Annotated in this window: 21 protein-coding genes and 1 tRNA gene; 14 read left to right on the top strand and 8 right to left on the bottom strand. The window is 71.9% G+C overall.

Translation table 11 applies throughout. The annotated features are described in order from the left end of the window. Window positions 1-2 precede the first annotated feature (2 nt). The 4 genes from ACZ7L6_RS35145 to ACZ7L6_RS35130 are packed head-to-tail and all read left to right on the top strand — an operon-like array spanning window position 3 to window position 6044. Window positions 3-641, top strand: a complete 639-nt coding sequence (locus ACZ7L6_RS35145) for an isochorismatase family protein (protein ID WP_471931088.1) — start codon at window positions 3-5, stop codon at window positions 639-641. Further along, complete coding sequence (locus ACZ7L6_RS35140; protein WP_471931086.1) at window positions 638-868, top strand: phosphopantetheine-binding protein; 231 nt, start codon at window positions 638-640, stop codon at window positions 866-868. Before ACZ7L6_RS35145 ends, ACZ7L6_RS35140 begins: the two co-directional genes overlap by 4 nt. After that, window positions 865-4770 (top strand): amino acid adenylation domain-containing protein, encoded by a 3906-nt coding sequence (locus tag ACZ7L6_RS35135; protein WP_471931084.1) that lies wholly within the window; start codon window positions 865-867, stop codon window positions 4768-4770. Before ACZ7L6_RS35140 ends, ACZ7L6_RS35135 begins: the two co-directional genes overlap by 4 nt. After that, window positions 4767-6044 carry an MbtH family NRPS accessory protein gene (locus tag ACZ7L6_RS35130; protein WP_471931082.1) on the top strand — a complete coding sequence of 426 codons (1278 nt, stop codon included), beginning with the start codon at window positions 4767-4769 and terminating at the stop codon, window positions 6042-6044. The genes ACZ7L6_RS35135 and ACZ7L6_RS35130 overlap by 4 nt, the downstream gene beginning before the upstream one ends. A 737-nt stretch (window positions 6045-6781) precedes the next feature. Here ACZ7L6_RS35130 and ACZ7L6_RS35125 read toward each other — a convergent pair. Beyond that, window positions 6782-7108 (bottom strand): hypothetical protein, encoded by a 327-nt coding sequence (locus ACZ7L6_RS35125; RefSeq protein WP_471931080.1) that lies wholly within the window; start codon window positions 7106-7108, stop codon window positions 6782-6784. A gap of 86 nt (window positions 7109-7194) precedes the next feature. On the opposite strand from ACZ7L6_RS35125, the gene ACZ7L6_RS35120 reads away from it, so the two are divergent. Next, the gene (locus ACZ7L6_RS35120) at window positions 7195-7554 is read left to right on the top strand and encodes a hypothetical protein (RefSeq protein ID WP_471931078.1); all 360 of its coding nucleotides are present in this window, start codon (window positions 7195-7197) and stop codon (window positions 7552-7554) included. Here ACZ7L6_RS35120 and ACZ7L6_RS35115 read toward each other — a convergent pair. After that, entirely contained in the window at window positions 7497-9407 is a 1911-nt protein-coding gene (locus ACZ7L6_RS35115; protein WP_471931076.1) for a TerD family protein, read from the bottom strand. The two genes, ACZ7L6_RS35120 and ACZ7L6_RS35115, sit on opposite strands and share 58 nt — an antisense overlap. A gap of 273 nt (window positions 9408-9680) precedes the next feature. Beyond that, a tRNA-Arg gene (locus ACZ7L6_RS35110) sits at window positions 9681-9753 on the bottom strand. Window positions 9754-10075: 322 nt separating this feature from the next. Between ACZ7L6_RS35110 and ACZ7L6_RS35105 the strand changes: the two genes are divergently transcribed. From ACZ7L6_RS35105 to ACZ7L6_RS35090, 4 genes are all read left to right on the top strand, one after another. Continuing rightward, on the top strand, window positions 10076-11683 hold the full coding sequence (locus ACZ7L6_RS35105; protein ID WP_471931074.1) for a dynamin family protein: 1608 nt from the start codon (window positions 10076-10078) through the stop codon (window positions 11681-11683). 3 nt (window positions 11684-11686) lie between these two features. Continuing rightward, window positions 11687-13924, top strand: a complete 2238-nt coding sequence (locus ACZ7L6_RS35100; protein ID WP_471931072.1) for a YfjP family GTPase — start codon at window positions 11687-11689, stop codon at window positions 13922-13924. Window positions 13925-14343: 419 nt separating this feature from the next. Continuing rightward, window positions 14344-14808, top strand: coding sequence for a single-stranded DNA-binding protein (locus ACZ7L6_RS35095; RefSeq protein ID WP_471931070.1), 465 nt, complete (start codon window positions 14344-14346; stop codon window positions 14806-14808). Between the two features lie 261 nt (window positions 14809-15069). Next, on the top strand, window positions 15070-16491 hold the full coding sequence (locus tag ACZ7L6_RS35090; protein ID WP_471931068.1) for a Cys-Gln thioester bond-forming surface protein: 1422 nt from the start codon (window positions 15070-15072) through the stop codon (window positions 16489-16491). Between the two features lie 273 nt (window positions 16492-16764). Here ACZ7L6_RS35090 and ACZ7L6_RS35085 read toward each other — a convergent pair whose 3' ends face one another. Next, a complete protein-coding gene (locus tag ACZ7L6_RS35085; RefSeq protein ID WP_471931066.1) occupies window positions 16765-17040 on the bottom strand; it encodes a hypothetical protein in 276 nt (91 codons plus the stop codon). Window positions 17041-17285: 245 nt separating this feature from the next. Between ACZ7L6_RS35085 and ACZ7L6_RS35080 the strand changes: the two genes are divergently transcribed. From ACZ7L6_RS35080 to ACZ7L6_RS35065, 4 genes are all read left to right on the top strand, one after another. Then, the gene (locus ACZ7L6_RS35080) at window positions 17286-17834 is read left to right on the top strand and encodes a GNAT family N-acetyltransferase (RefSeq protein WP_471931064.1); all 549 of its coding nucleotides are present in this window, start codon (window positions 17286-17288) and stop codon (window positions 17832-17834) included. Window positions 17835-18000: 166 nt separating this feature from the next. Next, window positions 18001-19665 (top strand): energy-dependent translational throttle protein EttA, encoded by a 1665-nt coding sequence (gene ettA / locus ACZ7L6_RS35075; protein ID WP_471931062.1) that lies wholly within the window; start codon window positions 18001-18003, stop codon window positions 19663-19665. Between the two features lie 6 nt (window positions 19666-19671). Further along, a complete protein-coding gene (locus ACZ7L6_RS35070) occupies window positions 19672-20112 on the top strand; it encodes an acyl-CoA thioesterase (RefSeq protein ID WP_471931060.1) in 441 nt (146 codons plus the stop codon). Then, the gene (locus ACZ7L6_RS35065; protein ID WP_471931058.1) at window positions 20109-20780 is read left to right on the top strand and encodes a DUF8185 domain-containing protein; all 672 of its coding nucleotides are present in this window, start codon (window positions 20109-20111) and stop codon (window positions 20778-20780) included. Before ACZ7L6_RS35070 ends, ACZ7L6_RS35065 begins: the two co-directional genes overlap by 4 nt. A 32-nt stretch (window positions 20781-20812) precedes the next feature. On the opposite strand, the gene ACZ7L6_RS35060 is transcribed toward ACZ7L6_RS35065, so the two are convergent. Further along, window positions 20813-21217, bottom strand: coding sequence for a globin (locus tag ACZ7L6_RS35060; protein WP_134041762.1), 405 nt, complete (start codon window positions 21215-21217; stop codon window positions 20813-20815). 124 nt (window positions 21218-21341) lie between these two features. Here ACZ7L6_RS35060 and ACZ7L6_RS35055 point away from each other — a divergent pair, with 124 nt between their 5' ends. Further along, complete coding sequence (locus tag ACZ7L6_RS35055; RefSeq protein ID WP_471931056.1) at window positions 21342-22337, top strand: methyltransferase domain-containing protein; 996 nt, start codon at window positions 21342-21344, stop codon at window positions 22335-22337. 100 nt (window positions 22338-22437) lie between these two features. On the opposite strand, the gene ACZ7L6_RS35050 is transcribed toward ACZ7L6_RS35055, so the two are convergent. The 3 genes from ACZ7L6_RS35050 to ACZ7L6_RS35040 all read right to left on the bottom strand — a co-directional run bounded on the left by ACZ7L6_RS35050 (window position 22438) and on the right by ACZ7L6_RS35040 (window position 26904). Continuing rightward, window positions 22438-23985, bottom strand: coding sequence for an FHA domain-containing protein (locus tag ACZ7L6_RS35050; protein WP_471931054.1), 1548 nt, complete (start codon window positions 23983-23985; stop codon window positions 22438-22440). Between the two features lie 31 nt (window positions 23986-24016). Further along, window positions 24017-25363, bottom strand: coding sequence for a vWA domain-containing protein (locus tag ACZ7L6_RS35045; protein ID WP_471931052.1), 1347 nt, complete (start codon window positions 25361-25363; stop codon window positions 24017-24019). Window positions 25364-25461: 98 nt separating this feature from the next. Continuing rightward, window positions 25462-26904 (bottom strand): PP2C family serine/threonine-protein phosphatase, encoded by a 1443-nt coding sequence (locus ACZ7L6_RS35040; RefSeq protein WP_471931050.1) that lies wholly within the window; start codon window positions 26902-26904, stop codon window positions 25462-25464. Between the last annotated feature and the right edge of the window lie 3 nt (window positions 26905-26907).

The following is a 26907-nucleotide window of genomic DNA, read 5'->3' as shown; positions in this document are numbered from 1 at the left end:
CCATGGCACTTCCCTCCATCGCGCCGTACACCATGCCGGCCGGCCCCGACCTGCCCCGCAACCGGGTCGACTGGACCGTGGACCCGGCCCGGGCGGTGCTGCTCGTCCACGATCTGCAGAACTACTTCCTGTCCGCGTTCGCACCCGGTGCGGCGCCGCTCACCGACCTCCTGGCCCGGACCGCCCGGCTGACGGGTGAGGCGCGCCGGCGCGGCATCCCGGTCGTCTACTCCGCCCAGCCCGGCGGCCAGAGCGCCGCGCTGCGAGGGCTGCAGCTGGACTTCTGGGGCCCCGGACTGCCCGACGACGCGCACGCCGCGGCCATCACCTCCGCGGTCGCGCCGCGGGACGGCGACACCGTCCTCACCAAGTGGAAGTACAGCGCGTTCGTCCGCACCGAACTGGCCGACGTCCTCGCGGAGCACGGCCGCGACCAGCTGATCATCACCGGCGTCTACGCGCACCTGGGGGTGAACATGACGGCCTGCGACGCCTGGATGCGGGACATCCAGGCCTTCGTCGTCGCGGACGCCGTCGCCGACTTCAGCGCCCGCGAGCACCTCGACGCACTGCGCTGGGCCGCGCGTTCCTGCGCGTTCGTGACCACCGCCGACGCCGTCTTCCAGGGGGACCGACCATGACGCTGACCGTGCAGCACATACGCGAGGACGTCGCGGACGTACTGGGGGAGGACCCCGCCGACATCCCCGACGACGAGAACCTGGTCGACTACGGCCTCGACTCGGTCCGGCTGATGAGCCTGGTCGAGCGGTGGCGGCGCGAACACGGCGCCGAGATCTCCTTCGTCGACCTCGCCGACCGGCCCGCCATCGAGGCCTGGGCACTGCTGCTGGGAGCCCGGCCATGACGACCGCGGCCGAGCGTGGTCTCCCGCTGACCGCCGCCCAGACCGGGATGTGGTACGCGCAGGCCCTCGACCCGGACAGCCCGGCGCTGAACACGGCCGAGTACCTGGAGATCCACGGTCCCGTACGGCCCGGGCTCTTCGCGCAGGCCCTGCACCGCACCGCCGAGGAGGCCGAGGCGCTGCGCATGCGGATCGCCGAAACCCCGGACGGGCCACGGCAGTTCCCCTGCCCGGTCCCCGCACCGGACCACGGGTTCCCCCTGCACACGGCCGATCTGCGCGACGCGCCCGACCCGGACGCCGCCGCCCGGGACTGGATGGACGGCGACGTCGCCCGGCCCTTCGACCTCACCGCCGGGCCGCTCTTCCAGCACGCGCTGCTGCGGGTCGGCGACGAGCGCTGGCTGTGGTACCAGCGCGTGCACCACCTGGTCATGGACGGCTTCGGCTACTCGCTGCTGGCCCGGCGCACCGCCGAGATCTACTCGGCGCTCGCGGCCGGACGACATCCCGGCGACAGCCCGTTCGGCCGCGTCGACGACCTGGTCGCCGACGACCTCGCCTACCGCGCATCCGAGCAGTACGAGATCGACCGCGCCCACTGGAGCGAGCTCCTCGCCGACCGGCCCGAGGCACCCACGCCGGCCGGGCGCACCGCGCTGCCCTCCCGCACCTTCCTGCGGTCCGGTGCCCGCGTCCCGGACGAGGTCACGGCGCGACTGCGCACACGTGCCGCCGAACTCCGGGCCACCTGGCCCGAGTTGATCGTCGCCGCGCAGGCCCTGTACGTCTCACGGGTCACGGCGCACACCGACGTCGTGCTGGGCATGCCGCTGATGGGCCGGCTGGGCACGGCGGCCCTGCGCGTGCCCGGCATGGTGATGAACGTCCTGCCGCTGCGGCTGGCGGTCCACCCCGCCACCACGCTCGCCGAGCTGACCCGGCAGGTCGTGCTGGCGGTGCGCGCCGCACGCCGCCACCAGCGCTACCGCTACGAGGACATCAGGCGCGACCTGGGCCTGCTCGGCGAGACCCGGCCGCTCGTCGGCCCGCTCATCAACGTCATGCCGTTCGACTACGACCTCACCTTCGCCGGCGCCCCCGCCGTCCCGCACAACCTGTCCGCGGGCCCCGTCGACGACCTCACCGTCAACGTCCACGACCGCACCGACGGCCGCGGCCTGCACATCGACCTCGACGCCAACCCGGCCCTCTACACCCACGACGACCTCACCGCCCACCAGGAGCGGTTCCTCGCCCTGCTCGCCCGGATCGCCGACTGCGACCCCACCGCCCCCCTCGCCGAACTCGGCATGGCCACCGACGCCGAACGGCACCAGGTGCTGGACGGGTTCAACGCCACGGAGCAAGACCTCCCGGCCACCACGCTCATCGGCCCCATCGAGGCCCAGGCCCGGCGCACCCCCGACGCACCCGCTCTCGTCCACGGACAACTGACCCTGACGTACGCGGAACTCAACGCGCGGGCCAACCGGCTGGCCCACCATCTGGCCGCCGGGAACGTGGGCCCCGGCACGCTCGTCGCCGTCGCCCTGCCGCGCTCCGTCCCGCTGATCGTCGCCCTGCTCGCCGTCCTCAAGGCGGGCGGCGCCTATCTGCCGCTCGAACCGGGCTATCCGGCCGAGCGGCTCGCTCACATGCTCGACGACGCCGACCCGGTCTGCGTCGTCACCGACGCGGCCACCGCCGGCCGGCTGCCGGCCACGGGACGTCCGTACGTCCTGCTGGACCGCACCGGCCCGGACGACCTGCCGTCGACCGACCCGCCCCGCGCGCTCACCCCGAGCCACCCCGCGTACGTCATCTACACCTCGGGCTCGACCGGCAGGCCCAAGGGCGTCGTCGTACCGCACTCGGCGATCGACAACCGGCTGCGCTGGATGCAGCACACCTATCCGCTGGCGCCCGGCGACCGGGTGCTGCAGAAGACACCGTCCGGATTCGACGTCTCCGTATGGGAGTTCTTCTGGGCCCTGCGCGAGGGCGCCACGCTCGTCCTCGCCGACCCCGAGGGGCACAAGGACCCGGCGTACCTGGCCCGGATCGTCCGCGAACAGGCCGTCACCGTCTGCCACTTCGTGCCCTCCATGCTCCAGGTGTTCCTGGCCGAACCGGAGGCGGCCGGGTGCACCGGGCTGCGGCACGTCTTCTGCAGCGGCGAGGCGCTGCCCCGCGAGACCGCGCACCACTTCCACCGCGTGCTGCCGTCCGTGCCGCTGCACAACCTCTACGGGCCGACCGAGGCCGCGGTCGACGTCAGCCACCACACCTGCGTACCCGGGGACACGGGTGCCGTACCGATCGGCCGTCCGGTGTGGAACACCCGCCTGTACGTCCTCGACGCGGCCCTCCAGCCGTGCCCGCCCGGCGTCGCGGGCGAGCTGTACCTCGCCGGCGTCCAGCTCGCCGACGGCTACCTGGGCCGCCCCGGCCTCACCGCGACCCGGTTCGTCGCCGACCCGTACGGCCGCGCCGGCTCCCGCATGTACCGCACCGGGGACCTGGCCCGCTGGACCCCCGACGGCGAGGTCGTCTACCTGGGCCGGACCGACCACCAGGTGAAACTGCGCGGGCAGCGCCTCGAACCCGGAGAGATCGAAGCCCACTTGACGGCCGTCGAGGGCGTCACCGGCGCCGCGGTGATCCTGCGCGAGGACCGCCCCGGCGACCAGCGGCTCGTCGCGTACGTCACCGGCGGCGTCCCCGCCCGGGACGAACTGCGCGACCGCCTCGCCGCCGTCCTGCCCGACTACATGGTCCCCTCGGCGTTCGTCACCCTCGACGCCTTCCCGCTCAGCCCCAACGGCAAGCTGGACCGGGCCGCCCTCCCGGCGCCCGCCGCCGCCGGCGCCGACGGGCGCGCCCCGCGCAACCCCACCGAGGAGACACTGACCCGCCTCTTCGCCGAGGTGCTCGGCGTCGACCGAGTCGGCGTCGACGACGGGTTCTTCGACCTGGGCGGCACGTCCCTGCTCGCCGCGCGCCTGATGGCCCGCATCCGCGACACCCTCGGGACGCCGACCCCGCTCGGCACGCTCTTCCGCGCGCCCACGCCCGCAGCGCTCGCCGACCGGCTGACGGACGGCGGCCCGGCCGACACCGCGCTGGACGTCCTGCTGCCGCTGCGCTCCTCGGGCGGTCGCACCCCACTGTTCGTGTTCCACCCGGCCGGCGGCATCAGCTGGTGCTACTCGGGCCTGCTCTCCCGCCTCGGCCCGGACCAGCCCGTCCACGGCCTGCAGGCCCGCGGACTCCTGACGGGCGAACCACTGCCCGCGACCATGGACGAGATGGCCGCCGACTACGTCGACCGGCTGCGCACCGTGCAGCCCCACGGCCCCTACCGGCTGCTGGGCTGGTCGGTCGGCGGCGTCATCGCCCACACCGTCGCCGTCCACCTCCAGCAGCACGGCGAGGCCGTCGAACTGCTGGCGCTGATGGATGCCTACCCCTCCGACCAGTGGCGTGACCTGGCCGGCCCCACCGAGGAGGACGCACTCAACGCCCTGCTCCGCATGGCCGGCCACGAGGGCGGCACCGGGCTGACCCGGGACGGCGTCCTGGAGCTGCTGCGCCGTGAGGGCAGCGCGCTCGCGGGATTGCCGGAGCGGGTCCTCGACGCCGTCGTCGGCATCGTCACCAACAACGCCCGCCTGATGCGCAGCCAGCAGCACCGGGTGTACGGCGGCGACCTCCTGTTCTTCACGGCCGCCGCGCCCCGCGCCGAACACTGGCTCACGCCCCGGGCCTGGGAGCCGTACGTCACCGGGGCGATCGACGAGCACCGGCTGGACTGCCTGCACCCGGAGATGACCCGGCCCGGCCCGCTCGACGACATCGCCGCCACACTCGCGGCCCGCCTGAAGGAACTCGACGGATGACCCACCCCTTCGACCCGACCGGCACCGACGACCCCACCCACCTCGTCCTGACCGACGCCACGGGCCGACGCTCCCTGTGGCCGACGTGGCTACGAATCCCACACGGCTGGACCACGGCCTTCGGGCCTGCCTCCCACGAGGCCTGTCTGACTCAGACCCTCACCGACTCCCACCCCACCACTTGCGACCTTGGAGGAACCACCATGTCCGGCACCCGCAACCCGATCGACCGTCGAGCCGTCCTCGGTGCGGCGATCGCCGCCGGCGGTGCGCTCGGCGCGGCGGGCACGGCGTCCGCCGCCACCCCCGACCGGGCGCGCATGCGCAGCTCGGCGTACACCGTGCAGTCCGCGGAACTCGCCCCGGGCCTCTACCAAGTGGCCCACTCCACGCGCAACGACGTGCTGTGGGTGACCAGTTCCATCGGCTACCCCCCGGTCACCCAATCCCGGCTGCTCAAGGTGGACCCGCGGTCGCTGAAGCTGCTGGCCTCCACCACGCCTCCCGTCACCGACGAGGCCACCGGCGCGCTGGAGGCCGTCTACGGCGTGGCCGTGGACGACGTGCACAACACCGTGTGGGTCACCGCCACGCTCAGCAACGCCCTCGCCGTGTACAGCCAGCGGACCGGCCGCCACCTGGCCACACTGCCCGGCGTGCGCCACCCGCGGGACGTCGCCGTCGACATCGCGCGCGGCCTCGTCTGGTGCAGCGCACTCGAGGAGGGCGGCATCGTCGCCTTCGACCTGCGCACGTACCAGGAGAAGAAGCGCGTCACCGTCGAGGGCGCCTGGCCGGCGGGCATAGCCGTCGACCCCTACACCGGCAACGTCTACGCCGCCGACCTGGCCAAGGGCCGCCTGATCGAGGTGACCGCGGGATCCGACCGACCGAGGATCCTCCCCGCCGGACAGGGCAGCATCGACGTGGCACTGGCCGCCGACGGCCGCACCGCCTACACCGCGAACCAGGCCGCCGGCTCCGTCTCCGTCGTCGACCTGGCCTCGGGCGAGGTCAGGAACGAGATCAAGACCGGCGCCGGCACCCTCGCCGTGGCGACCGACCTCTGCACCGGACGCGTCTTCGCCGCCAACAAGGACGCCGGCACCACCACCGTCGTGGACCCCCGCGCGGGAACCGTCCTCGCCGACCTCGCCACCGGCGCGAACACCGACCACGTGGTCCTCGCCCACGGCACCGCCTACGTCGTCGACAAGGCAGCAGCAGGCCCCGATTCCCTCGACTCGATCCACCGCATCAGCACCCCCCGCTGACCCACCCGACCCCACAAAGCCGGCGCCGCCCACAAACGGCGCCGGCCCCAAGCCGCAGCCCGCAGGGCACGACCGATGAGCGACGGGCCGCTGAACTTATCGCTATCCAGGCCGTGTTGGTTGCGCTCATCGCAGTCCTAGGCACGCCCGGTGGGTCCGTCGTCACAGGGTTCCTTCAACGCCGTCATGCCGATCGTGCTGCTGAGCTCGCCCGTCGTGATCGCCAGCTACAAGAGCAACGAACGGCCATTTGCGAGCTGGCGGAGGCGCTTGTGGAGCTACGTCGCCGGCAGATCTGGCGATGGTCCACCAGACGCGACTACGGGACCAATAACGACACGTACCGAGAGGCCAAGGACGCCTGCTTCGAGGCCCGCACGACAAGTAGGGCCTGCCTCCTTCGGCTCAGGCTCGCGGGCGTTCCGGAACCAGTCATACACCTGGCCGGTGAGGCTTTCGAAGCCTCCATTGTCATCGAAGAGGCTTCAGACGGTGACGAGTTGAGGGCGAGGGCGGAGGTGTCAAGGGTGGCCATGGACGCATTTGTGGCCGCCGCAGCCAGTCATTGCGCTGCTATGTAATCAGTCGACCCTGATGGGCAAATGGCCATTCACGGCAGACAGACCCCTCTTGCCCGACCGCCAGCCCTAGGGGAAAACGCGTATGGTCGAGGGCCTCGGCCCAGGGACGGCCCGGACCAGCGCCGCGCATCGCCGCTTCCGCCGTGTCTGGCAGGCTTACAGCTCGATACGGGCTTCAATGTCGCCCTGCCTGAGTACGACGTGTGCCGGCCTGAACGGCAGACTACGCAGAGTCGGCTCCATGACCTTGAAGAGAGCATCTGCATCCGGCCCGTAGGCATAGAGCACGGCCTCGCCCTGCCCGAACTCGTTGCCGTCGAACTCCCCGACACCGGCCTCCTCGGTCACTGCCATCAAGGCCTCCTCAGCCTCATAGATCTGCTCCCGCTGGTCGGCGTCACCAAAGCCGTCGGCGGCAAGGCGGAAGTAGGCGATGACGGCGTGCTCCTCGTCCCCATTACTCGGGGCGATGGGTGTCTCCATGCCGGCCACACTCTCACCTGGCTCTGACATCCCACCTGCCGGGCACATCATTTCCAAGAGTTAGGAAATGGCGATGACCGTCACCTGTGGGCAAGAGCGTCTACGACCTGCGCCACACCTGCCTGACCACCTGGCTCAACCACGGCATCCCACCCGCCCAGGTCGCCGAGTGGGCCGGCAACAGCATCCCCGTCCTGCTCGCCACCTACGCCCGCTGTATCACGGGCCAGCTGGCCGAGCTCCAGCAGCGCATCGAAGGCCCCCAGCGACTGCCCGCCGGGCCGGCCCCGAGCATGCCGGTGCCCAAGCCTGGTTCCACCCCGCACCGCGTCGGCGGGCCTGACCCAGATCCAGGGGACGCACGGACCTCCGCCTCCGGCACCGCCGTTCAGTCGGCGATGTCGACGCCGTATCCGCGTGCGAGGGCGTCGAGGCCGTGGTCGTAGCCCTGGCCGACGGCGCGTAGGCGCCATACAGGACCTCTGCGGTAGATCTCCGCGAGGAGCATGGTGCGTTCGGTGGTGGCGGCGTCCAGGGTGGCCCGGGCGAGCGGTGCCCCACTACTACCGGGGGCGGCACCGATCTGGATGGCACCGACCGTCCCGAAGGTGGCGGTGCCGTCGATGGCCGCGGCGACGACGACCTTGCGCGTCGCGGATGGCAGGGAGGCCAGGTTGAGGGCGATGGTCTGTTCGGCAGGCCCGCCGGTTAGCAGTCGCACGGTTCCGGCGGGGCTCTCGGGAGCGCCGTAGAAGATGAAGTCCTCGTCGAAGGTGACCTGTTCGTCCTCGTCGAGGAGAAAGGCGACTACGTCGATCTCGTAGCCGGACTGCGGGGCCCAGCCGGCGGTGACATACCACTCCGGCGCTGGTCTGCCGTGCGGCATGGGCAGATCGATGACACCCCCTCTCGGCATCACGTGCGGCTCCTGAGTCCGGAGCGTCGCCGCGACCGGGGCGGTGGCGGTCGGAGCGGAGAGCCAGTGGAGGTCGTGCACGGGGAGTTCGAGGGCGGCGATTCGGCTCATGCGTCGGTCACCCGCCCCTCCCTCCAGGAGTACGACGTCGGTGACACTGGCGGACAGGTTGACCGCCGCGGACCCGCCCAGCTCGACGATGCGGGTACGGGCCGCCGCGGCATCGGCATGGACCCCACCGAGCACCAGCACGCGACGCCCCGCCAGGGGCTTGTCCAACGTGCCGACGGAGGGCACCGGTCGACGCGGAGCGGGTACCCCCACACCGGGTGCGGCCGTGGGAAGAACTGCGGCTTCCGGGGCGGGTACGGCAGAGGTCGTGGCGGCCGCCAACTCCACGGGCCCGACGACGGGTTCTGCTTCCGGCTCGGCCGGCGGGGCGACAGCGACGGCCGTCGCCTCATGCGCTGTCCCCGGTAGTACGTCGGCCAGCAGCCGGAGGAAGGTGTGCTCGTCGATGACCGGTACGCCTTCGGCGAGTGCGCGTCGGGCCTTTGCCGAACCGGACGCCGGTTCATTGGTGACCAGCACGCTGGTGTGCCGGCTGACGGAGGTCATCATGTTCAGCCCGGCGGCGACCGCCCGCCCGACCAGCTCCGCCCGGGCATGGGCGGTCTCACCGGTGATCGCGACCTTCATCCCCTGCTGGAGCGGCCCGCCGGGAGTCAGCCGTCCCGGATTGCGGTAGGCGCAAGGAGTCTTTGGCGGCTTCGGCGTGAACTGAGACTCTGCCCGGGGTGGGCAGGTCACGAGCGGCAGGGGCAGATCGAGCCGCGCCGCCTCGCGCAGTGACGCCCGCAGGATCCCGGCCAGCACCCGGGTGTCGTCCAGCGCATCGTGCGCACGCTGCTGGGGGATGCCGTAATGGGCGGCTAGGGTGCCGAGCTTCATGTCGTCCGTCGGCGGATCCACCTGGCGATTCAGAGCCAGGGTGCACAGCCGCTGCGACACCGGCAGCCACATCCGCGCACGGGCGAACTCGTGGGCCAGGAAGTCGTAGTCGAACTGGGCGTTGTGGGCGACCAGGACCCGGTCCTGAAGCATCGCTCCGATCCGCCCGGCGACCTGATCGAACGTCGGCGCACCGTGCAGTCGCTCGACGGTCAGCCCGTGCACCTCCACCGGTCCCGGATCGCAGCCCGGATTGAGCAGCGTCGAGAACTCCGCGGTCTGCTCGCCGTCGGGACCGATCGTGATCACCGCGACGGAGAGCACGCGATCTCGCCGGGCTATGAGGCCCGATGTCTCCACATCGACCAAGGCCCAGTCGTGTGCGTAGTCGGCCATGTCGGGCACATCGAAGGAGGTGGAGACGAGACTCATGGCGGCAAGGATGATCTGATATCCAGCACCCATTCAACCTGTATGCCGATTTGCCCCCATCTATTCGGTTGAGGCGACGCGGTCGTCCTACGGCGACTGCAGAGAGACCGCACCGAAACTTCGGGAAGTTTTCGGGAAGAGCACCCGCCGAGGGCCGGACGAAATCGTCCCCAGCCGGACACCCGCCGACTGCGCCCGAGGGCCCACCGCCGGGCCCGATAAACGGCCTCTGACCAGCAAAAACGCCCTCCCGATGGGAGGGCGGAGCATGGGCGCCCCCGGCAGGACTCGAACCTGCGGCCAAGCGCTTAGAAGGCGCCTGCTCTATCCACTGAGCTACGGGGGCCGGTTGTGGTGGCCTCGGTCGTGGTGCCCGGGTGTGGGCTGGATCCGTGACGTTGCCGGGGACAAGGATAGGGCTCCCGCATCCATGTCCCTGTTGCTTCGCCTCCGTGGCTCGATGTGGAGGTTCGGTGAAGCGGTCCTGATAATCGCAGGCAGGTACGAATCGTGCACCGCTTTTGGCCTCTCGCGCACCGGGTGTTGTGCACTCGTTATGCCTGGACTGTGCCTGTGTCCCAGTCGCCCCTTCCGCCCCTTGTGTCCCGTCGGCGCGCAGACATGCTCATATGCTTCAGAATTCCCCTAAAATTGGGCATTCTTCGCATGTGGTGACCTTGGACGTACGGCCTCAGCTGCTCGACGCACTCTCCGCCCTGCGCGACTGTGTCGCCGCCGCACGCTTCCCGCTGCCCCTGGCGGGGGCCCCACGCGCGCGTGCCAACCGCGACGAACTGCTCGCGCAGCTCGACGACTATCTGGTGCCCCGCCTGAGAGAGCCCGAAGCGCCCTTGCTGGCCGTGGTGGGCGGATCCACCGGCGCCGGGAAGTCGACGCTCGTCAACTCCCTCGTGGGCAGACGCGTGACCGAGGCGGGCGTACTGCGGCCGACGACGCGGACCCCGGTACTCGTCTGCCATCCGGAGGACCATCACTGGTTCAGCGCGATGCGCGTACTGCCGGACCTCACGCGCGTGTGGGTGCCCGAGCACGATCCGGCCGAGGAACTGATGCTGCCCGGCGAGGACCCCGCGCGCGTGCTGCGGCTGGAGACCGCCGACACACTGCCGCCCGGCCTCGCCCTCCTCGACGCGCCCGACATCGACTCCCTGCTCGCCGACAACCGCGCCCTCGCCGCCGAACTGATCTGCGCGGCCGACATCTGGGTCATGGTCACGACGGCCGCCCGGTACGCCGACGCCGTCCCCTGGCACCTGCTGCGCACCGCCAAGGAGTACGACGCCACCCTCGTGACCGTCCTGGACAGGGTTCCCCACCAGGTCGTCTCCGAGGTGTCGCGGCAGTACGGGGCGCTCCTCACCAAGGCCGGCCTCGGCGACGTGCCCCGCTTCACCGTGCCCGAGCTGCCCGAGTCGGCCTGGGGCGGCGGGCTGCTCCCGGCCACGGCGGTCGCGCAGTTGCGCAGCTGGCTCGTCCACCAGGCGCAGGACCCGGCGGCACGCGAGCACGCCATGGCCCGTACGGCCAACGGCCTCCTCGACTCCCTCAAGGCCCGCCTGCCCGAACTCGCCGCCGCCTCCTCCTCCCAGTACGCCGCCGCGCTGCGGCTCACCGCCGCCGTCGACTCGGCGTACGACAGCGAGTACGCGCGCGTGCGGAGCCGCTTGCAGTCCGGCGCCGTGCTCGCCGGTGACGCCCTGAAGCGCTGGCGCGCCTTTCCGCTCGACTGCTCCGCCGGGGAGCTCCTCGACTCGCTGGTGGAGAGCCTGAGCACCCTTCTGCTGTGCGCCGTCACCGCCGCCGACGAGCGCGTCGACGACGCCTGGCGGCGCGAACCGGCCGCCGACGCACCCGAGCTGATGCCCCGTGACCCGAGGCCGGAGAGCGTCGAACACCGCATCGGCGTGGCCGTACGGCGATGGCGACGGGAACTCGAGGAGTACGCCGAGGACGAGGTGAACGACGTCGACCGCGGCGTCGTCCAGGATCCCGAGGTCGTCGCCGCCCTCGTGGCCACCGCGCTGCTCGGCGCCCGCCGGGCCCGGTCCGCGGGGGAGGGCCTCGCCGAGCGGATCGGGGCGCACGGGGCGCTGCGGCTGCGCGACCGGGCCGGGCGGCTGCTCGCCGAGCACCTGGACCGGGTGATGCACAACGAACGCGAGCGCAGGCTCGCACCGCTCGACGCCCTGGAGATCCATCCGGACCCCCAGGCCGAACTCATCGCCGCGCTGTCCGTACTGCAGAAGGAGAGGTGACCGGTGACCGCCGTCACTGACCAGAACCAAACGGAACAGGACCAGACGGAACACGTCGATCTCCCGGAAGACAGCGCCACCAATGACGACGACGAACGTGAGAACAACACCCCAGCCAACACCGCAACCAACACCCCTGCCGAAGCCCCTTCCGACAACGGCGTGCTCGTGAAGGGCGACCTGGCAGAAGAGAAGCCCGGCGAGCATGAGGGCTCCCCCAGGGCCGAAGAGGGAGAGTCGGGGGAGGGGGAGGACCGAAGGGAGCGGGAGGAACGGCCGAGCGAGGGGCACGCGCGCGTGCCGGACAGCGACGTGCCCACGCGCGGGGGCGCTCCTGGCTCCGGCGGTGCCCCCGGCTCGGGCCGTGCCCCCGGCTCGGGCGGCGCTGAGGGCGGGGCCCCTTCCCGTCGTACGGAGTCCTCGTCCCGTACCAAGTCCCCCTCGCGTACAAAGTCCCCCTCGCGCACGGACCGCACGGAGCCCTCCTCCCGTACGGACTCTCCCTCCGGCGCGGAATCCACGTCCGGCGCCGAATCCGGGACCCCCTGGGACGACGGGCTGATCGCGCGGCGGGTGAACGAGAACGCCGCCGCGGAGCAGCCCGTCGTCGTGGAGAGCCGGACCTCCGGCCGGCAGGTCGTGATGCCGCTCGCCTACGACGGGCCGCTGCGGTCCCGGCTCGACGCGCTGCGCGAACTGGTCGGGCTCTCGCGCACCCGCCTCGACAGCAAGACGCTCGCCGAGGCGGGCCGGGTGCTCGACGAGGCGGCGTCGCGGCGCAGGCTCTCCGGGCAGCACACCGTCGTCGCCATCGCGGGCGCCACGGGCAGCGGCAAGTCCCAGCTGTTCAACGCGCTCGCCGGGGTGACCATCTCGGAGACGGGCGTACGTCGGCCCACGACCGCCTCGCCCCTGGTGTGCAGCTGGAGCGACGGCGCGGTCGGGCTCATCGACCGGCTCGGCATCCCGCCGCGGCTGCGGCGGCGCCCGGCGCAGAGCGCGGCCGCGGACGGGCAGCTGCACGGGCTCGTGCTGGTCGACCTGCCCGACCACGATTCGGCGGCCGTGGCGCACCGCGAGCAGGTCGACCGCGTTCTGGCGCTGGTCGACGCGGTCATCTGGGTCGTCGACCCGGAGAAGTACGCCGACGCGGTGCTGCACGAGCGCTATCTGCGGCCCATGGCGGGACACGCCGAGATCATGTTCGTCGTCCTCAACCAGATCGACCGGCTGCCCGGCGAGGCCACCGACCAGGTCCTCGACGACCTGCGTCGGCTGCTCGACGAGGACGGCATCGCGCTCGGCGAGCACGGTGAACCGGGCGCGACGGTGCTGGCGCTGTCCGCGCTCACCGGGGAGGGCGTCGGCGACCTGCGCGAGGCGCTCGGCCAGTTCGTGGCGGAACGCGGGGCCGCGGCACGCCGGGTCGCGGCCGATGTGGAGGCTGCCGGATGGCGGCTGCGGCCCGTGTACGCCGCGCGCCGGCGGACCGGGCTCAGCGAGGAGGCACGGGACGAGTTCTCCGCCCGGCTCGCGGACGCGATCGGCGCCACCGCCGCGGGCGAGGCCGCCGAGCGGGCATGGCTGCGCAACGCCAACCGCGCGTGCGGGACGCCGTGGCTGCGGCTGTGGCGCTGGTACCAGGACCGGGGCGAACCCCCGACGGGACGCCTGTCCCTGCGCGCCCAGACGGACGAGGAGTCCACCGCTCGCCAGCGCGTCGAACAGGCGGTGCGCACGGTCGCCGAACAGGCCTCGGCCGGACTCCCCGCGCCCTGGGCGCAGGCGGTGCGCGAAGCGGCCGTACGGGGGGCTCAGGGGCTGCCCGAGGCGCTGGACGAGCTGGCCGCGCGGGCCGGACTGCCGCCGGGGCGGCCGCCGAGGCCGGGCTGGTGGCCGGCGGCCGTGCTGGTACAGGCCTCCATGACGATCCTTCAGGTCATCGGCGGGCTGTGGCTGGTGGGGCAGATCATCGGGGTGATGGCACCGAACCTGGGCGTGCCGGTGCTGCTGATGGTGGCGGGCATCGTCGGCGGGCCACTCGTCGAGTGGGGCTGCCGTATCGCGGCACGAGGACCGGCGCGGCGGTACGGCCTGGAGGCGGAGCGGCGGTTGCGGGAGGCGGCGGCCGGGTGCGGGCGGGCCCGCGTGCTGGATCCGGTGGCTGCCGAGTTGCTGCGCTATCGGGAGGTTCGGGAGCAGTACGGGCGGGTGATGGGGGTTGGGGGCGCGGTGAGGTGAACTGCCGCCTGGGAGACGGCCCTTGGCCGGGGGCGGTCTTTGAGGGGGCGATCTTTGAGGTGAGTGTCCTGGGGCGGCGGGGAGTGTCCCGGGACTGCGGGGGGCGCCCCGGGGCGGCGGGGAGCGCCCCCTGGGGCGGCGGATGCGCGTGGGTCGCTCACTCACTCGTCCGGGTGGCGGAGATATCCACAAGCGGCCGGTGGTCCACAGCGCTCAGCGGGCTCGGCCCGGCGGAGGCAGTCTGGCTTCGCGGCGACCCCGACGGACGCGGTCGACCGCGGTGACGGCGGTGCACCAGGGACGCCCACGGACGTCCAAGGGCGCCCAGGGACATGCCGTCACGTCCGACGCAGTTGTACGGGACGGGCCCGTACGCGTATCCGCCCGGCGGGAACGGCCGGGTGAGGGAGGGGTTCGAGATGAACGAGACGATCATCTGCGCAGTGGGCAACGTGGCGACGCAGCCGGTGTACCGGGAACTCGCGACGGGACCGTCCGCGCGCTTCCGGCTGGCGGTGACCTCGCGCTACCTGGACCGCGGGAAGAACGAGTGGACCGACGGGCACACCAACTTCTTCACGGTGTGGGCCAATCGGCAGCTCGCCACGAACGCCGCCGGGTCGCTGAACGTGGGCGACCCCGTCGTGGTGCAGGGCAGGCTGAAGGTGCGTTCGGACGTGCGGGAGGGGCAGAGCTGGACCTCGGCCGACATCGACGCGCTGGCGATCGGCCACGATCTCGCCCGCGGCACCTCGGCCTTCCGGCGCACTCCCAGGCCGGAGGCCGGCGTCGCCGCGGCCCCCGACCGACCGGAGCCCGACTGGGAGACGTCCCCTTCGGACAACGGCTCTCAACAGGCCGCGGAACCAGTCGCGGTGACGTGACGTCAGTCACGCCCAGAGTCTGACCGAACTGCGGCTTATCGGCGAATGCGCTCCGAACGCCCCCGGTGGATTTGTCGATAAGCCCTGCTCGCAAGGGATCTTGGCGATAACGATTCCGAGTCGGATCGGCCCTGCGACGGGATCACAGGGAAGCGTGGTGCGCCGCGTACCTAGGATGCCGGGCATGGCTCTCGGGGCTTGAAGATTCTGCTGGTGGGACCGTCCCCCCACGTCAACGGGTCCTGCTCGAAGGGGAATTCTGTGTTTGCTGCGTTCTCTGCGCTGTCGGTGCGGGGGCGGCGAGGGGCGGCCCGCCTCGCCGCCGCGACCCTGATGTCCGGGCTCGTCGCCGCCTCGGTGATGGCCGGCGCCGGCTCCGCCGCGGCCGACGGGACGGCGCAGAGCCAGGGCGGCGCGACCGCCACGATAGGCGGCCTGAAGACATACGGCGCGGCGGTCGTCCACGCCGACTCCGGGGACCAGGAGATCTCGGCGGGCCTGTTCGAGATGTCCGTCGACGGTGGCGGCACCCTGCAGACGTACTGCGTCGACATCCACAACCCCACACAGCGCGACGCCCGCTACCACGAGACGTCCTGGAGCGGCACCTCGCTGGGCGCCAACAAGGACGCCGGCAAGATCCGCTGGATCCTGCAGAACTCCTACCCGCAGGTGAACGACCTCGCGGCACTCGCCGGCAAGGCGGGCGTCAAGGGCGGCCTCACCGAGGAGGACGCGGCGGCCGGGACCCAGGTGGCCATCTGGCGCTACTCGGACGGCGTGGACGTCGACGCCGTCGACCTGCAGGCCGAGCGGCTCGCGGACTACCTCGAGAAGAGCGCGCGGGAGGTGGCGGAGCCCCGGGCCTCGCTGACCCTCGACCCGCCCGCGGTCTCCGGCCGGCCCGGTGAGCGGCTCGGCCCGGTGACGGTGCACACCGACGCGGAGAGTGTGACGGTGACGCCGCCGGCGGACGCGGCCACCAGCGGGGTGCGGATCGTGGACAAGGACGGCAAGGCCGTCACGTCCGCGGTCGACGGCGGCCAGGTGTTCTTCGACGTGCCCGAGAAGGCCGCGGCCGGCCAGGCCGAGCTGACCGTGCAGGCCTCGACGACCGTGCCGGTGGGGCGCGCCTTCGCCGCCGAGAGCCGCAGCCAGACGCAGATCCTGGCCGGTTCAAGCGAGTCGACCGTCTCGGCGACGGCCGACGCGACCTGGGCGCGGACCGGCGCGATACCCGCGCTGTCCGCGGCGGAGAACTGCGACAAGGGCGGTGTCGACATCACCGCGGCCAACGAAGGGGACGAGCCGTTCACCTTCGAACTGCTCGGGATCGAGCACACCATCCCGGCGGGCGAGTCGCGGACGGTGACGGTCCCGCTGCAGGAGGACCAGGCGTACGACTTCACCATCGAGGGGCCGGGCGGCTTCCAGAAGCGGTTCACCGGAGTGCTGGACTGCATGACGCAGGTGACCGAGGCCGAGGCGGCGGGCCCCGCCACCCAGACCCTCAGCGAGCCGAGCCCCGCCACCGTCGGCACGGCATCCGACGACACCAACCTCGCCGCGACGGGCGGCTCCGACATGACTTCCCTGATCACCGGTGTCGCCATCGGCCTGGTCCTGATCGGCGGCGCGGCTCTGGTGGTCGTGAGGAAGAGGGAAGCGCCGACTCAGGACTGAGTGCCGGACGAGGTCTCCTTCTCCTCTCCCCACCCGGCAGAGAACCGAGTCAGGGGCCTGATCCACTTGCGTGGGTCAGGCCCCTGACGCCAGACACCGGTGCGTTGCCATCGGCGGGACCCATGGACCGTCTGCCCACGGCCCGTACTCCACCGGTAGGTCCTGCCCTGGGGGCACCGGCCCGCACCCGGCAGTCGATGCCGTCGATCAGCCTTCGCCGACCTGCGGAGGGCTGCCGGGCTGCGTGGTGGGAAGCCCTTTGCGGAACGAGGGCTAGAAGGCGCTGCTGTTGCAGCCCATGGTCGAGCCGATGTGGGAGTCCTGGCCACCCGAGTTGCCCTCGCCGTTGAGCGCGTTGCCCAGCACGCCGTTGAGCACGCCGACCTGGCCGAGGACGTCGAGGTTCAGGTCGTGCGACTTGCAGCTCGAGCTCTGCAGGACACTGTTGCCGTGACCATCGAGGCCCTGGGCGGCGGCGGTGCCGGTGCCCAGGAGCCCGACGCTGCCCAGGGCGGCGACCAGGACGGAAGCCTTGCGAAGCTTGTGCATGTCATCTCCGGTGAAGTGAGGTGTGTGCGAGGGGTGCGATCCGTGACAGATCGACTTCGTTCAGTCACGGAAGGCTAATATGAAAAAATCCGGAAATGTCCGAACGGCGCGCCGACATGTGATCTCATCCCGAATCCACCCGAACGACCGCGACCCCCCTGTCGTGAGGGGTCAGGCAAAGCCCCTCAGCAGGCGGTATCCCACCTCCGGGCCTGTCTCACGGGCGTGCGATACGTTTTCCCGCCATGAGTGAACTCGGACCCGTCGCCTGGCCACCTGCCCCGATACGGACCGAACGGCTCGTGCTCCGAGAGTCCGAGGCCCGGGACCGTGCGGCGTTCATCGAGTTGTTCGCATCGCCGGAGGTGGGCACCTACATCGGTGGCTCTCGACCGCGTGATGAGCTGGAACGCGCCGTGCCTGAGGTGCCCGGGCGGCGCCCTGGCCTCTTCGTGATCGATCTCGACGGGGCGATGGTCGGCATGATCACGCTCGATCGGCGCGACGCGGAGCGTCCGGGGCACATCCGCCCGGATGCCGGGGAGGCCGAGCTCGGCTACCTGCTTCTGCCCCAGGCATGGGGACGCGGGTACGCCGCCGAGGCGTGCACAGCGGCCCTCGACTGGTTCGCCCACGCGCATCCCGGCGAGCCGGTGGTGCTCTGCACCCGGACCGCCAACGACCGCGCGATGCGCCTCGCGGCGAAACTCGGGTTCACAGAGGTGGAGCGGTTCGAGGAGTACGGCGCCGAGCAGTGGTTCGGCGTGTGGTCCCCGGTCACGCCGTCCGGTTGAGCGGTGGGGCGTTCGGCGGCGACAGCGACACGCGAGCGAGAGCCGCCAGCGGCGAAGCCCCAGGTCAGAGGCCCCCGACCATACGGGTTTCCCCCAGGGGGTAGCGATCCGGCAAGATGGGGTGTATCTGCCCACTGCCAGATTTCAAGCTGCCGGACGGTTTCTCTTGGCTGAGTTCATTTACACCATGCGCAAGGCGCGCAAGGCGCACGGCGACAAGGTGATCCTCGACGACGTCACCCTGAACTTCCTTCCGGGTGCGAAGATCGGCGTCGTCGGCCCGAACGGTGCCGGTAAGTCGACCGTTCTGAAGATCATGGCGGGGCTTGAGCAGCCCTCGAACGGTGACGCCTTCCTGTCGCCCGGGTACAGCGTCGGCATCCTGATGCAGGAGCCCAAGCTGAACGAGGAGAAGACCGTCCTGGAGAACGTCCAGGAGGGTGTCGCCGAGATCAAGGGCAAGCTCGACCGGTTCAACGAGATCGCCGAGCTGATGGCGACCGACTACTCCGACGCGCTGCTCGACGAGATGGGCAAGCTCCAGGAGGAGCTCGACCACGCGAACGCCTGGGACCTCGACGCCCAGCTCGAGCAGGCCATGGACGCGCTCGGCTGCCCGCCCGGCGACTGGCCCGTCACCAACCTCTCCGGTGGTGAGAAGCGCCGCGTCGCGCTCTGCAAGCTGCTGCTCGAAGCGCCCGACCTGCTGCTCCTCGACGAGCCCACCAACCACCTCGACGCCGAGTCCGTGAACTGGCTGGAGCAGCACCTCGCCAAGTACGCGGGGACCGTTGTGGCCATCACCCACGACCGGTACTTCCTCGACAACGTCGCCGAGTGGATCCTCGAGCTCGACCGCGGCCGCGCCTACCCGTACGAGGGCAACTACTCCACGTACCTGGAGACCAAGCAGACCCGTCTGAAGGTCGAGGGGCAGAAGGACGCCAAGCGCGCGAAGAGGCTCAAGGAAGAGCTCGAGTGGGTCCGCTCCAACGCCAAGGGGCGGCAGGCCAAGTCCAAGGCGCGTCTCGCTCGCTACGAGGAGATGGCCGCCGAGGCCGAGAAGATGCGGAAGCTGGACTTCGAGGAGATCCAGATCCCGCCGGGTCCGCGTCTGGGCAACATCGTCGTGGAGGTCAACAACCTCAGCAAGGGCTTCGGTGAGAAGCTCCTCATCGACGACCTGAGCTTCACGCTGCCGCGCAACGGCATCGTCGGTGTCATCGGCCCGAACGGCGCCGGCAAGACGACCCTGTTCAAGATGATCCAGGGGCTCGAGACGCCCGACTCCGGTGACATCAAGGTCGGCGAGACCGTCAAGATCTCCTACGTCGACCAGAGCCGCGAGAACATCGACCCGAAGAAGACCCTGTGGGCCGTCGTCTCGGACGAGCTGGACTACATCAACGTGGGCCAGGTCGAGATGCCGAGCCGTGCCTATGTCTCGGCCTTCGGCTTCAAGGGTCCCGACCAGCAGAAGCCGGCCGGCGTGCTCTCCGGTGGTGAGCGCAACCGTCTGAACCTGGCGCTCACCCTCAAGCAGGGCGGCAACCTGCTGCTCCTCGACGAGCCGACCAACGACCTCGACGTCGAGACCCTCTCCAGCCTGGAGAACGCGCTGCTCGACTTCCCCGGCTGCGCCGTCGTCGTCTCCCACGACCGGTGGTTCCTGGACCGCGTCGCGACGCACATCCTCGCCTACGAGGGTGAGTCCAAGTGGTTCTGGTTCGAGGGCAACTTCGAGTCGTACGAGAAGAACAAGATCGAGCGGCTCGGACCGGACGCCGCGCGTCCGCACCGCGCCACCTACAAGAAGCTGACCCGGGGCTGATCGATCTTGCGGCACATCTACCGCTGCCCGCTGCGCTGGGCGGACATGGACGCGTACGGCCACGTCAACAACGTGGTGTTCCTCCGGTACCTGGAGGAAGCCCGTATCGACTTCCTGTTCCGCCCGGACAAGGACTTCCAGCAGGGGTCGGTGGTGGCGCGCCATGAGATCGACTACAAGCGGCAGCTCGTCCACCGGCACACGCCCGTGGACATCGAGCTGTGGGTCACGCAGATCAGGGCCGCGTCCTTCACCCTCACCTACGAGGTGAAGGACGACGACCTCGTCTACGTCCGGGCGTCGACGGTGATAGTGCCGTTCGACTTCGAGGCGCAGCGGCCGCGCCGGATCACCGCGGAGGAGAAGGAGTTCCTCCAGGAGTACATGGACGGCTCCGCCGACGACGAGGGCGATCCGGACGACGAGGAGGAGGCCGTCGCAGCATGACGGTGCTCCACCTCGCCGACGAGGGGGAGGCGGCGGACCTCGCGGCCTTCCTCTCCCGGCTGCTCCACTACGACCGTTCCGCCGCGGTGCGCCTGCAGGCGGCCGGCACCGCGCTCGCCGTCTTCGGGCGGCCGCCGTCCTTCGAGGTGCTGGCGATCCGCGCGGTGCGGCTCGCCAAGCCGTACGAGAACGGGCTCGACGTCACGCTGGACGTGACCGTGTCCGCCGGTGAGCTGCTGGAGTCCGTCGACGAGAAGGCGGCCACCGCCGTCGTACCGGCTGCCGTGACCGGGCCGCCGTGGGCCGGAGTGCTGCCGCCGCGCGGTGGCTGGCGGGCGGAGCCGGGGCTGCCGGCGCCGACCGAGCTGCGGGGCATGGTCGGCGCGGCCGTCGGCGAATTCCGGTCCCGTACGCAGGAGCTGGCACCCGAGGGGCGTACCCGCGCAGAGCTCGACCGGATCGGGCGGGAGATCTGGTCCCGGACGGTCGGGGAGACGCGCCTGCCGGTACGGGCCGTGCACGCGGCCCAGTCGCTGGGCTTCCTGCGACCGGGCCAGGAAGAGGCGGCGCTGCTGTCCTCGGGGGCGTGGCTGCGGCTGCGCACGCCCTACGGGTCGATCGCCGTACGCCGGGCGGGGCTCGGAGCGCTGGACGTCAGCGTCCGCTGACCCCGCAGCGCCGCTGGGCGGGAACCGGCGGCTCAGCCCGCCGTGTTCACCATCGACGCCGCCGCATACGTCAGGTAGTTCCACAGCGTCCGCTCGTGCTCCTCGGAGAGGCCGAGCTCGTCGACGGCGACCCGCATGTGCTTCAGCCAGGCGTCGTGGGCCGCCCGGTCGACGGTGAAGGGGGCGTGGCGCATGCGCAGGCGGGGGTGGCCGCGGTTCTCGCTGTACGTCGTCGGGCCGCCCCAGTACTGGATCAGGAACAGGGTGAGCCGCTCCTCGGCCGGACCCAGGTCCTCCTCGGGGTACATGGGCCGCAGCAGCGGGTCCTCGGCGACACCCTCGTAGAAACGGTGGACCAGGCGGCGGAAGGTCTCCTCCCCGCCGACCTGCTCGTAGAAGGTCTGCTCCTGAAGCGTGCCGCGCCGAATCTCATTCACGGATCCATGGTCTCAGACCGGACGGACCAGGACTCAAGGCCTAGGACCACCGCACCGAGCCCCCATTCCGGACGCTTCCGCCACGGCACTCGCCTCGTGCCGCCCGCCGCAGCACAGTGGACGTATGAGCACGCAGGATCTCGACAGGGACGCCGGGGAACTCGCCGGCCTCGCCGCGTCGGCGCGGGCCGCGCTGGTGCGCGAGATCGACGCGAGCGGGGCCTGGGCCGACGACCTCGTCTGGCGTGACGTCTTCGCGGCGGTTCCGCGGCATCTGTTCGTGCCGTACTACTACGTCGGCGTCGCCGGTGGCTACGAGCGGCGCTGGGGCCAGAGCCCCGACCCGGCAGCCCGGGAGCGCTGGGTGCGCGGCGCGTACGCCGACACCCCGCTGGCCACCCGGCTGCGCGACGGCGAGCTGGTCTCCTCCAGCAGCCAGCCGTCCCTGATGGCGATGATGCTGGCCGCGCTGGAGGTGGAGGACGGCGACAGAGTCCTGGAGATCGGCGCGGGCACGGGCTACAACGCCGCCCTGCTCGCCCACCGGCTCGGCGACGACGACCTCGTCACCACCGTCGACCTGGAACCGGAGATCACCGAGTCGGCCCGGCAGCACCTGGCGGCCGCCGGGTACCACCCCGTCGTCGTCACCGGCGACGGCGCACGCGGTGTGCCCGAACGCGCCCCCTTCGACCGGATCATCGCGACCTGCACGCTGCCGTCGATCCCGCGCGCCTGGCTCGCCCAGTGCCGCCCCGGCGCCCGCATCCTGACGCCGCTCGCCACCGGTCTGGTCGCCCTCGCAGTACGCGACGCCGAGCACGCCGAAGGGCGCTTCCTGCACACGCCCGCCTACTTCGTGCCGCTGCGGGGCGGGAGCCGGTCCGAGCCGGGGTCCGCGCACCTGGGCGGGCTGCCCCGCCGGGCGCGTGACCACGAGCTGTTCCGCTTCCTGCTGGCGCTGACCCGCGGCAGCCTCGATCCGCAGGAGGCGTACGCGCTGTGGGAACGCGAGGGGCAACCGCAGCGGGAGCGGTACGGGATCACGGTGAGCGGCGAGCACGAGTGGGCGTGGCTGGACGACCCGGAGGGGCCGTACGCGTGGGCGCTGCCCGGCTGAGACGCCGGGAGACCGAAACGCCGGGAGTCGAAACAGGGGGAGGGGGCGGTCGTACGGCACTTTCTCGCCGTACGACCGCCCCCTCCCGGAGTCGAGAGACCTAGCCGCGTCGGATCGTGATCGTCGTCCACGCCCCGACGTGCACCCGGTCGCCGTCCTGCAGCGGTACCGGCACGAACGGCTGGATGGGCTCCTCGGCGCCGTTCACCGTCGTGCCGTTCGTCGAGTTCTGGTCGACGACCGCCCAGCTGCCGTCGGGCTGCTGGACCAGGACCGCGTGCTGGTGCGAGACGCCCGGGTCCTCCGGCGGCACCGACAGGTCGATGTCGGGGGTGTCGCCGGTGGAGTGGCGGCGGCGGCCGATGGTGATCTGGTTGCCGGTGAGCGTGCGCTGCTGCTCGGGCGAGTACGCGGGCAGGTTCAGGCCCGCGGCCTCGGGGCCGGAGCGCTGCATCATCGCCATGAAGTACTCGCGGTCCGGACCGATGGTCGCCGTCCAGGTCGCCGGCTGCTGCGGGTAGCCCGGACCGGGGGGCGGCGGGGCCTGCGTCGAGCCGGGCTGCGGGTAGCCGTACCCGCCCTGGGCGGGGCCGGGGCCACCCGGTCCGCCGGGACCCGACGACGGAGGCGAGATCACCCAGTCGTCACCGCCGCCGAAGGACGGGCCGCCCTGCTGCGGAGGACGCTGGGTCTCCTGCGGGAAGCCGGGAGGGGCCGGCGGGCCACCAGGGGCGGCCTGCCCGGGCTGCTGGAACCCCTGCGGAGCACCGCTGGTCGCGCCCGGACCGCCGGGCGGGGTGGGACCGGGCGGCGGCGGAACCGGCCGCGACGGGTCGCCACCGAAGCCGGAGGGGCCGTTGGCTCCCGGACCGCCGGGGCCACCGGGACCACCCGGTCCGCCGGGGTTGGTGCCGCCCGGACCGCCGGGACCGAAGCCACCCGGGCCGCCAGGGCCACCCGGACCGCCGGGCGGCGGGAAGCCGTAGCCGCCGCCGGGGCCGCCAGGACCAGGACCACCAGGGCCAGGACCGCCGGGACCAGGGCCACCTGGGCCGCCAGGACCACCGGGGCCGCCGTGGCCACCAGACCCACCCGGACCGCCAGGGCCACCCGGCCCCTGCGGCTCCGCGCCGAACGGCGGGATCGGTTCCGCCGGGCGGTTCACCTGGGACGGGCGCGAGCCCTGGTACTCGTACGGGTCACCGCCGCCGAACGACGGCGGGGGCCCCGACTGCTGCTGGAAGTGGGAGGGCAGGCCCGGGCCGCCGGGCGCCGGGGGGCGCGGGGCGGCGGGGGTGTACGACGTCGCCGTGTTGGTCAGGAAGTTCCACCGGCACTCCTCGCAGAACGGCGCACCGCCCTCACGCGGTGTACGGCACTGCGGGCACAGCTCGGGCTCCGGTGCGGCGGACGGGTGCGGACGGCCGCCCTGCTGACCGGCGTTCGGGCCACCGAACGGACCGCCGGGGCCGCCGGGGCCGCCCGGACCGGGACCGGGCCCACCTGGGCCGCCGGGCGGCGGGAAGCCGTAGCCGCCGCCGGGCGGGGGCGGCGGAGGGGGTGGAGGTACGGCACCGGCCATGCGGTGACCGCAGACCTCGCACCAGTCGTCGGAACCCGACTGGTGTCCGTTCGGGCAGGTCGGCATGTCGGCGCGTCCCTCCTTCGTTCCTTCTAGGTCACTTCTTTACACGAACAGTCTTTGTCGACCGTGTCTCGAGAGTCATCTCGTCGGCCTCCGCGACCTTCGCCTTCAGTCGCACAGTACCTGCCGCGGCATCGACCACGTCCACCACCTTCGCAAGGAGTTTCGCCGTATCCGCGTTTCCGGAGGCGCTGGCGAGCTGAACGGCGCGGCCCAGTTTGGCCGTTGCGCCGTCGATATCGCCTGCTTTGCGAAGATCCAGCCCTTGTTGGATGGCTTGTGCCAGTTCGGCCTGGCCGGTGTAGTGGGCCACCTGCGGGTTGATCGACGTCGAGGCGGCCATGTCGTCGGTCCATACGGCCCGTACGAGACCCTGGGCGCCCAAGTTCCGTGCGGTGCCGTCCGGTTGCGGGACGACCAGGGAGACCCGGGCGGCGAGCATCTCCTGGCCGAGGCCGGCGGCCGGGACTTCGACGCAAACGTGGTAGTCACGGGACTCGTCGCCCCAGGAGCCGGTGGGGTAGTCACCGGCGCGCGGGCCCGCCTCCGTGCGGCGGTCGGTCAACTCCTCGACCGTCGGAGCGACTTGCTTGACGAATTTGATGGTCGTGCCCACCGGCGTCCACACCCGCAGAGCGACGTCCGCGACCTCCTTGCCCATCGCCGTCTCCATCATCTGCGTGAAGTCCGCGGCGAGAGCGGCCGGGTCGGCGACGATGTCGGCGCTGCCGAGCAGGGCGGAGGCGATGCCTGTGACTTCTTTCACTTCCCAGTCGGTGCCCACGCCACGGGCGTCACAGGTGAAGCGTCCGGCGCAGGCGTCGAGCGCCGCCCTCAGATCCTCGGGCGACTCGTGCTCGTTGCGGCCGTCGGTGAGCAGGATGCCGTGCCGGATGGCGACGTCGGCCGAGGACAGCAGGCGGTCGGCCAGGCGCAGCCAGGTGCCGATGGCCGTGCCGCCGCCCGCGCTGAGCCTGCGCAGGGCCTGCTTGGCCTGCTCCCGGCTGGTGGCGTCGGCGACCGCGAGCCGGCCGCCTCCCGGATACACCTCCTTGGCCACGTGCGTGCCGCCGATCACCGCGAAGTGCACGCCGTCGCGCAGGGTGTCGATCGCGGCGGCCGTGGCGTCGCGGGCGTTGCGCATCTTGGTCGGCGGGTAGTCCATCGAGCCCGAGCAGTCGACCATGACCGCCACGGCCGCGGACGGGCCCTGACCCGGCGAGTAGACATGGGGCGCCGCGACCGCGCTTCCGATCGTGCCGCCGCCGGTCGAGGTCACCGTGACGATCGCGTTGACCTCACGACCGCCCTCCGGCAGGTACTCGTTCTGGTACACGTCCACCGAGAACTGCGGCACGTTCGACTTCGAGAAATTGGCCATGCGTTCTCAAATCCCCCTAGAACACCCCATGGTGGGGCAATGGCTGTCGACGGACCGGTCCCCTCCGGTCCGATGAGACCTCTCCCCGTGCTGCGGCCTCAGGCCGATCCTGCCCCCATCGGCGGTGCCGGGAACGGCAGGACGGCCACTGTTACGTTGTCGTGGCCCCCGCCGTCGAGCGCGTGACCGACCAGCACCTGGGCGCTGTGCAGGGGGCGCGCGACGGCGTCGAGGGGTACGACGTCGGCCATGTCCTCGGCGGCCTCCGCGTAGTTCCACAGCCCGTCCGTGCACACGACCACTACACCCGGACGGTCCGGTTTGAAGGAAGCGGTGTGCGGCTCCAGTTCGTAGGCGTCCGCGCCGAGCCAGCCCGTGATGGCGTGGGCGCGCTCGTCGGCGTACGCCTCGGCCTCGTTCATCAGGCCCGCGGCGACCATCTGCGCCGCCCAGGAGTCGTCCTCGGTGAGCCGGGCCGGCGGGGTGCTGCGGTCCAGCGGCACCCAGTACGCGCGGCTGTCGCCGACCCAGCCGACGATCAGCAGCTCGGGCGTCACCACGGAACCGACGATCGTGCAGGCGGGGGCGTTCTGGTGCGGGCCCTGCTCGCGGGCCGTGGCCGGTTCGGCGGCGAGCGCGTTGACCGCGTTGGAGGCGGCGACGATCGCGTCGTGCATGGCCTGCTGCGGGTGTGTGCCGCGCGGCAGGGCTGCCAGCAGCGACTCGCTCGCGGCCCGGGAGGCGGCCATCGAGGCGTCGTCGGGGCGGGTCGCCGAGGACACGCCGTCGCAGACGACCGCCAGGACCGCGGGCCGGCCGTCGGGCAGCGCGGTGCAGCCGACGGCGAACGCGTCCTCGTTGCGGTGGTGGCGCAGACCGCGGTCGCTGACGGCGGCGACCGGGCCGGCGTCCTGTTCCATGTGGTCGCGCTCGCGCGGCTGGGCGTGTCCGCAGTTCTCGCAGTACCCGTCGTGGTCGACACGGCCCGCACGGCAGGCCACGCACACCTTGCCGCCCTCGCGCTGGTTCGGCAGGTCGGCGACGCGCGGGTCGGGCGCCTGCAGCGGGTACTCCTCGGGCTCGGCCGGGTGGTCGAACCGGACGCCGGAGGCCGGGGGGACTGGGGAGCCGGTCGGGGCGGGCGGCACGCCGGGGGTCCCCGGCGCCGGCACGCTGATGCCGGGCGGTGCGTCGGGAGCGCTCACCGCCGGGGGCATCGGCGGGGCGGACGGCGGTGACTGCGGGGGCGGCGGTGTGCCCGGGGGCAGGTCGTGGCCGCCGGAGCCGGTGCCCTGGAGGTCCGCCGGCGGACGGGTGGCCGCCGGGGTGGCGGTGCCGGCCGGCGCGGGGGCGACGGGCCAGTCCGGGCCGGGCGTGCCCGCGGGGGGCGGCGCCGAGCCGTTCATGGCGATGGTCGGGTTGTCGTCCGGCCGTACGGGCACGGCGGACAGGTCGTATCCGCACGCACCGCAGAAACGGTCACCCGACTCGAGCGGCCATTCGCAGCTCGGGCAGGCGGACAACTGGGGCATCTGCGACATCAA

The sequence above is a fragment of the Streptomyces sp. NPDC107522 genome (genome assembly GCF_055657525.1).
The sequence above is the reverse complement of the archived record's forward strand: the minus strand, read 5'-3'. Positions and strand labels throughout refer to the sequence as shown.

Bases quoted from the DNA above. Each gene is read 5' to 3' on its own strand.
- ACZ7L6_RS35145 (WP_471931088.1), top strand. From the start codon at position 3: ATGGCACTTCCCTCCATCGCGCCGTACACCATGCCGGCCGGCCCCGAC.
- ACZ7L6_RS35140 (WP_471931086.1), top strand. From the start codon at position 638: ATGACGCTGACCGTGCAGCACATACGCGAGGACGTCGCGGACGTACTG.
- ACZ7L6_RS35135 (WP_471931084.1), top strand. From the start codon at position 865: ATGACGACCGCGGCCGAGCGTGGTCTCCCGCTGACCGCCGCCCAGACC.
- ACZ7L6_RS35130 (WP_471931082.1), top strand. From the start codon at position 4,767: ATGACCCACCCCTTCGACCCGACCGGCACCGACGACCCCACCCACCTC.
- ACZ7L6_RS35125 (WP_471931080.1), bottom strand. From the start codon at position 7,108: ATGGAGACACCCATCGCCCCGAGTAATGGGGACGAGGAGCACGCCGTC.
- ACZ7L6_RS35115 (WP_471931076.1), bottom strand. From the start codon at position 9,407: ATGAGTCTCGTCTCCACCTCCTTCGATGTGCCCGACATGGCCGACTAC.
- ACZ7L6_RS35095 (WP_471931070.1), top strand. From the start codon at position 14,344: ATGAACGAGACGATCATCTGCGCAGTGGGCAACGTGGCGACGCAGCCG.
- ACZ7L6_RS35085 (WP_471931066.1), bottom strand. From the start codon at position 17,040: ATGCACAAGCTTCGCAAGGCTTCCGTCCTGGTCGCCGCCCTGGGCAGC.
- ACZ7L6_RS35080 (WP_471931064.1), top strand. From the start codon at position 17,286: ATGAGTGAACTCGGACCCGTCGCCTGGCCACCTGCCCCGATACGGACC.
- ACZ7L6_RS35065 (WP_471931058.1), top strand. From the start codon at position 20,109: ATGACGGTGCTCCACCTCGCCGACGAGGGGGAGGCGGCGGACCTCGCG.
- ACZ7L6_RS35055 (WP_471931056.1), top strand. From the start codon at position 21,342: ATGAGCACGCAGGATCTCGACAGGGACGCCGGGGAACTCGCCGGCCTC.
- ACZ7L6_RS35050 (WP_471931054.1), bottom strand. From the start codon at position 23,985: ATGCCGACCTGCCCGAACGGACACCAGTCGGGTTCCGACGACTGGTGC.
- ACZ7L6_RS35045 (WP_471931052.1), bottom strand. From the start codon at position 25,363: ATGGCCAATTTCTCGAAGTCGAACGTGCCGCAGTTCTCGGTGGACGTG.
- ACZ7L6_RS35040 (WP_471931050.1), bottom strand. From the start codon at position 26,904: ATGTCGCAGATGCCCCAGTTGTCCGCCTGCCCGAGCTGCGAATGGCCG.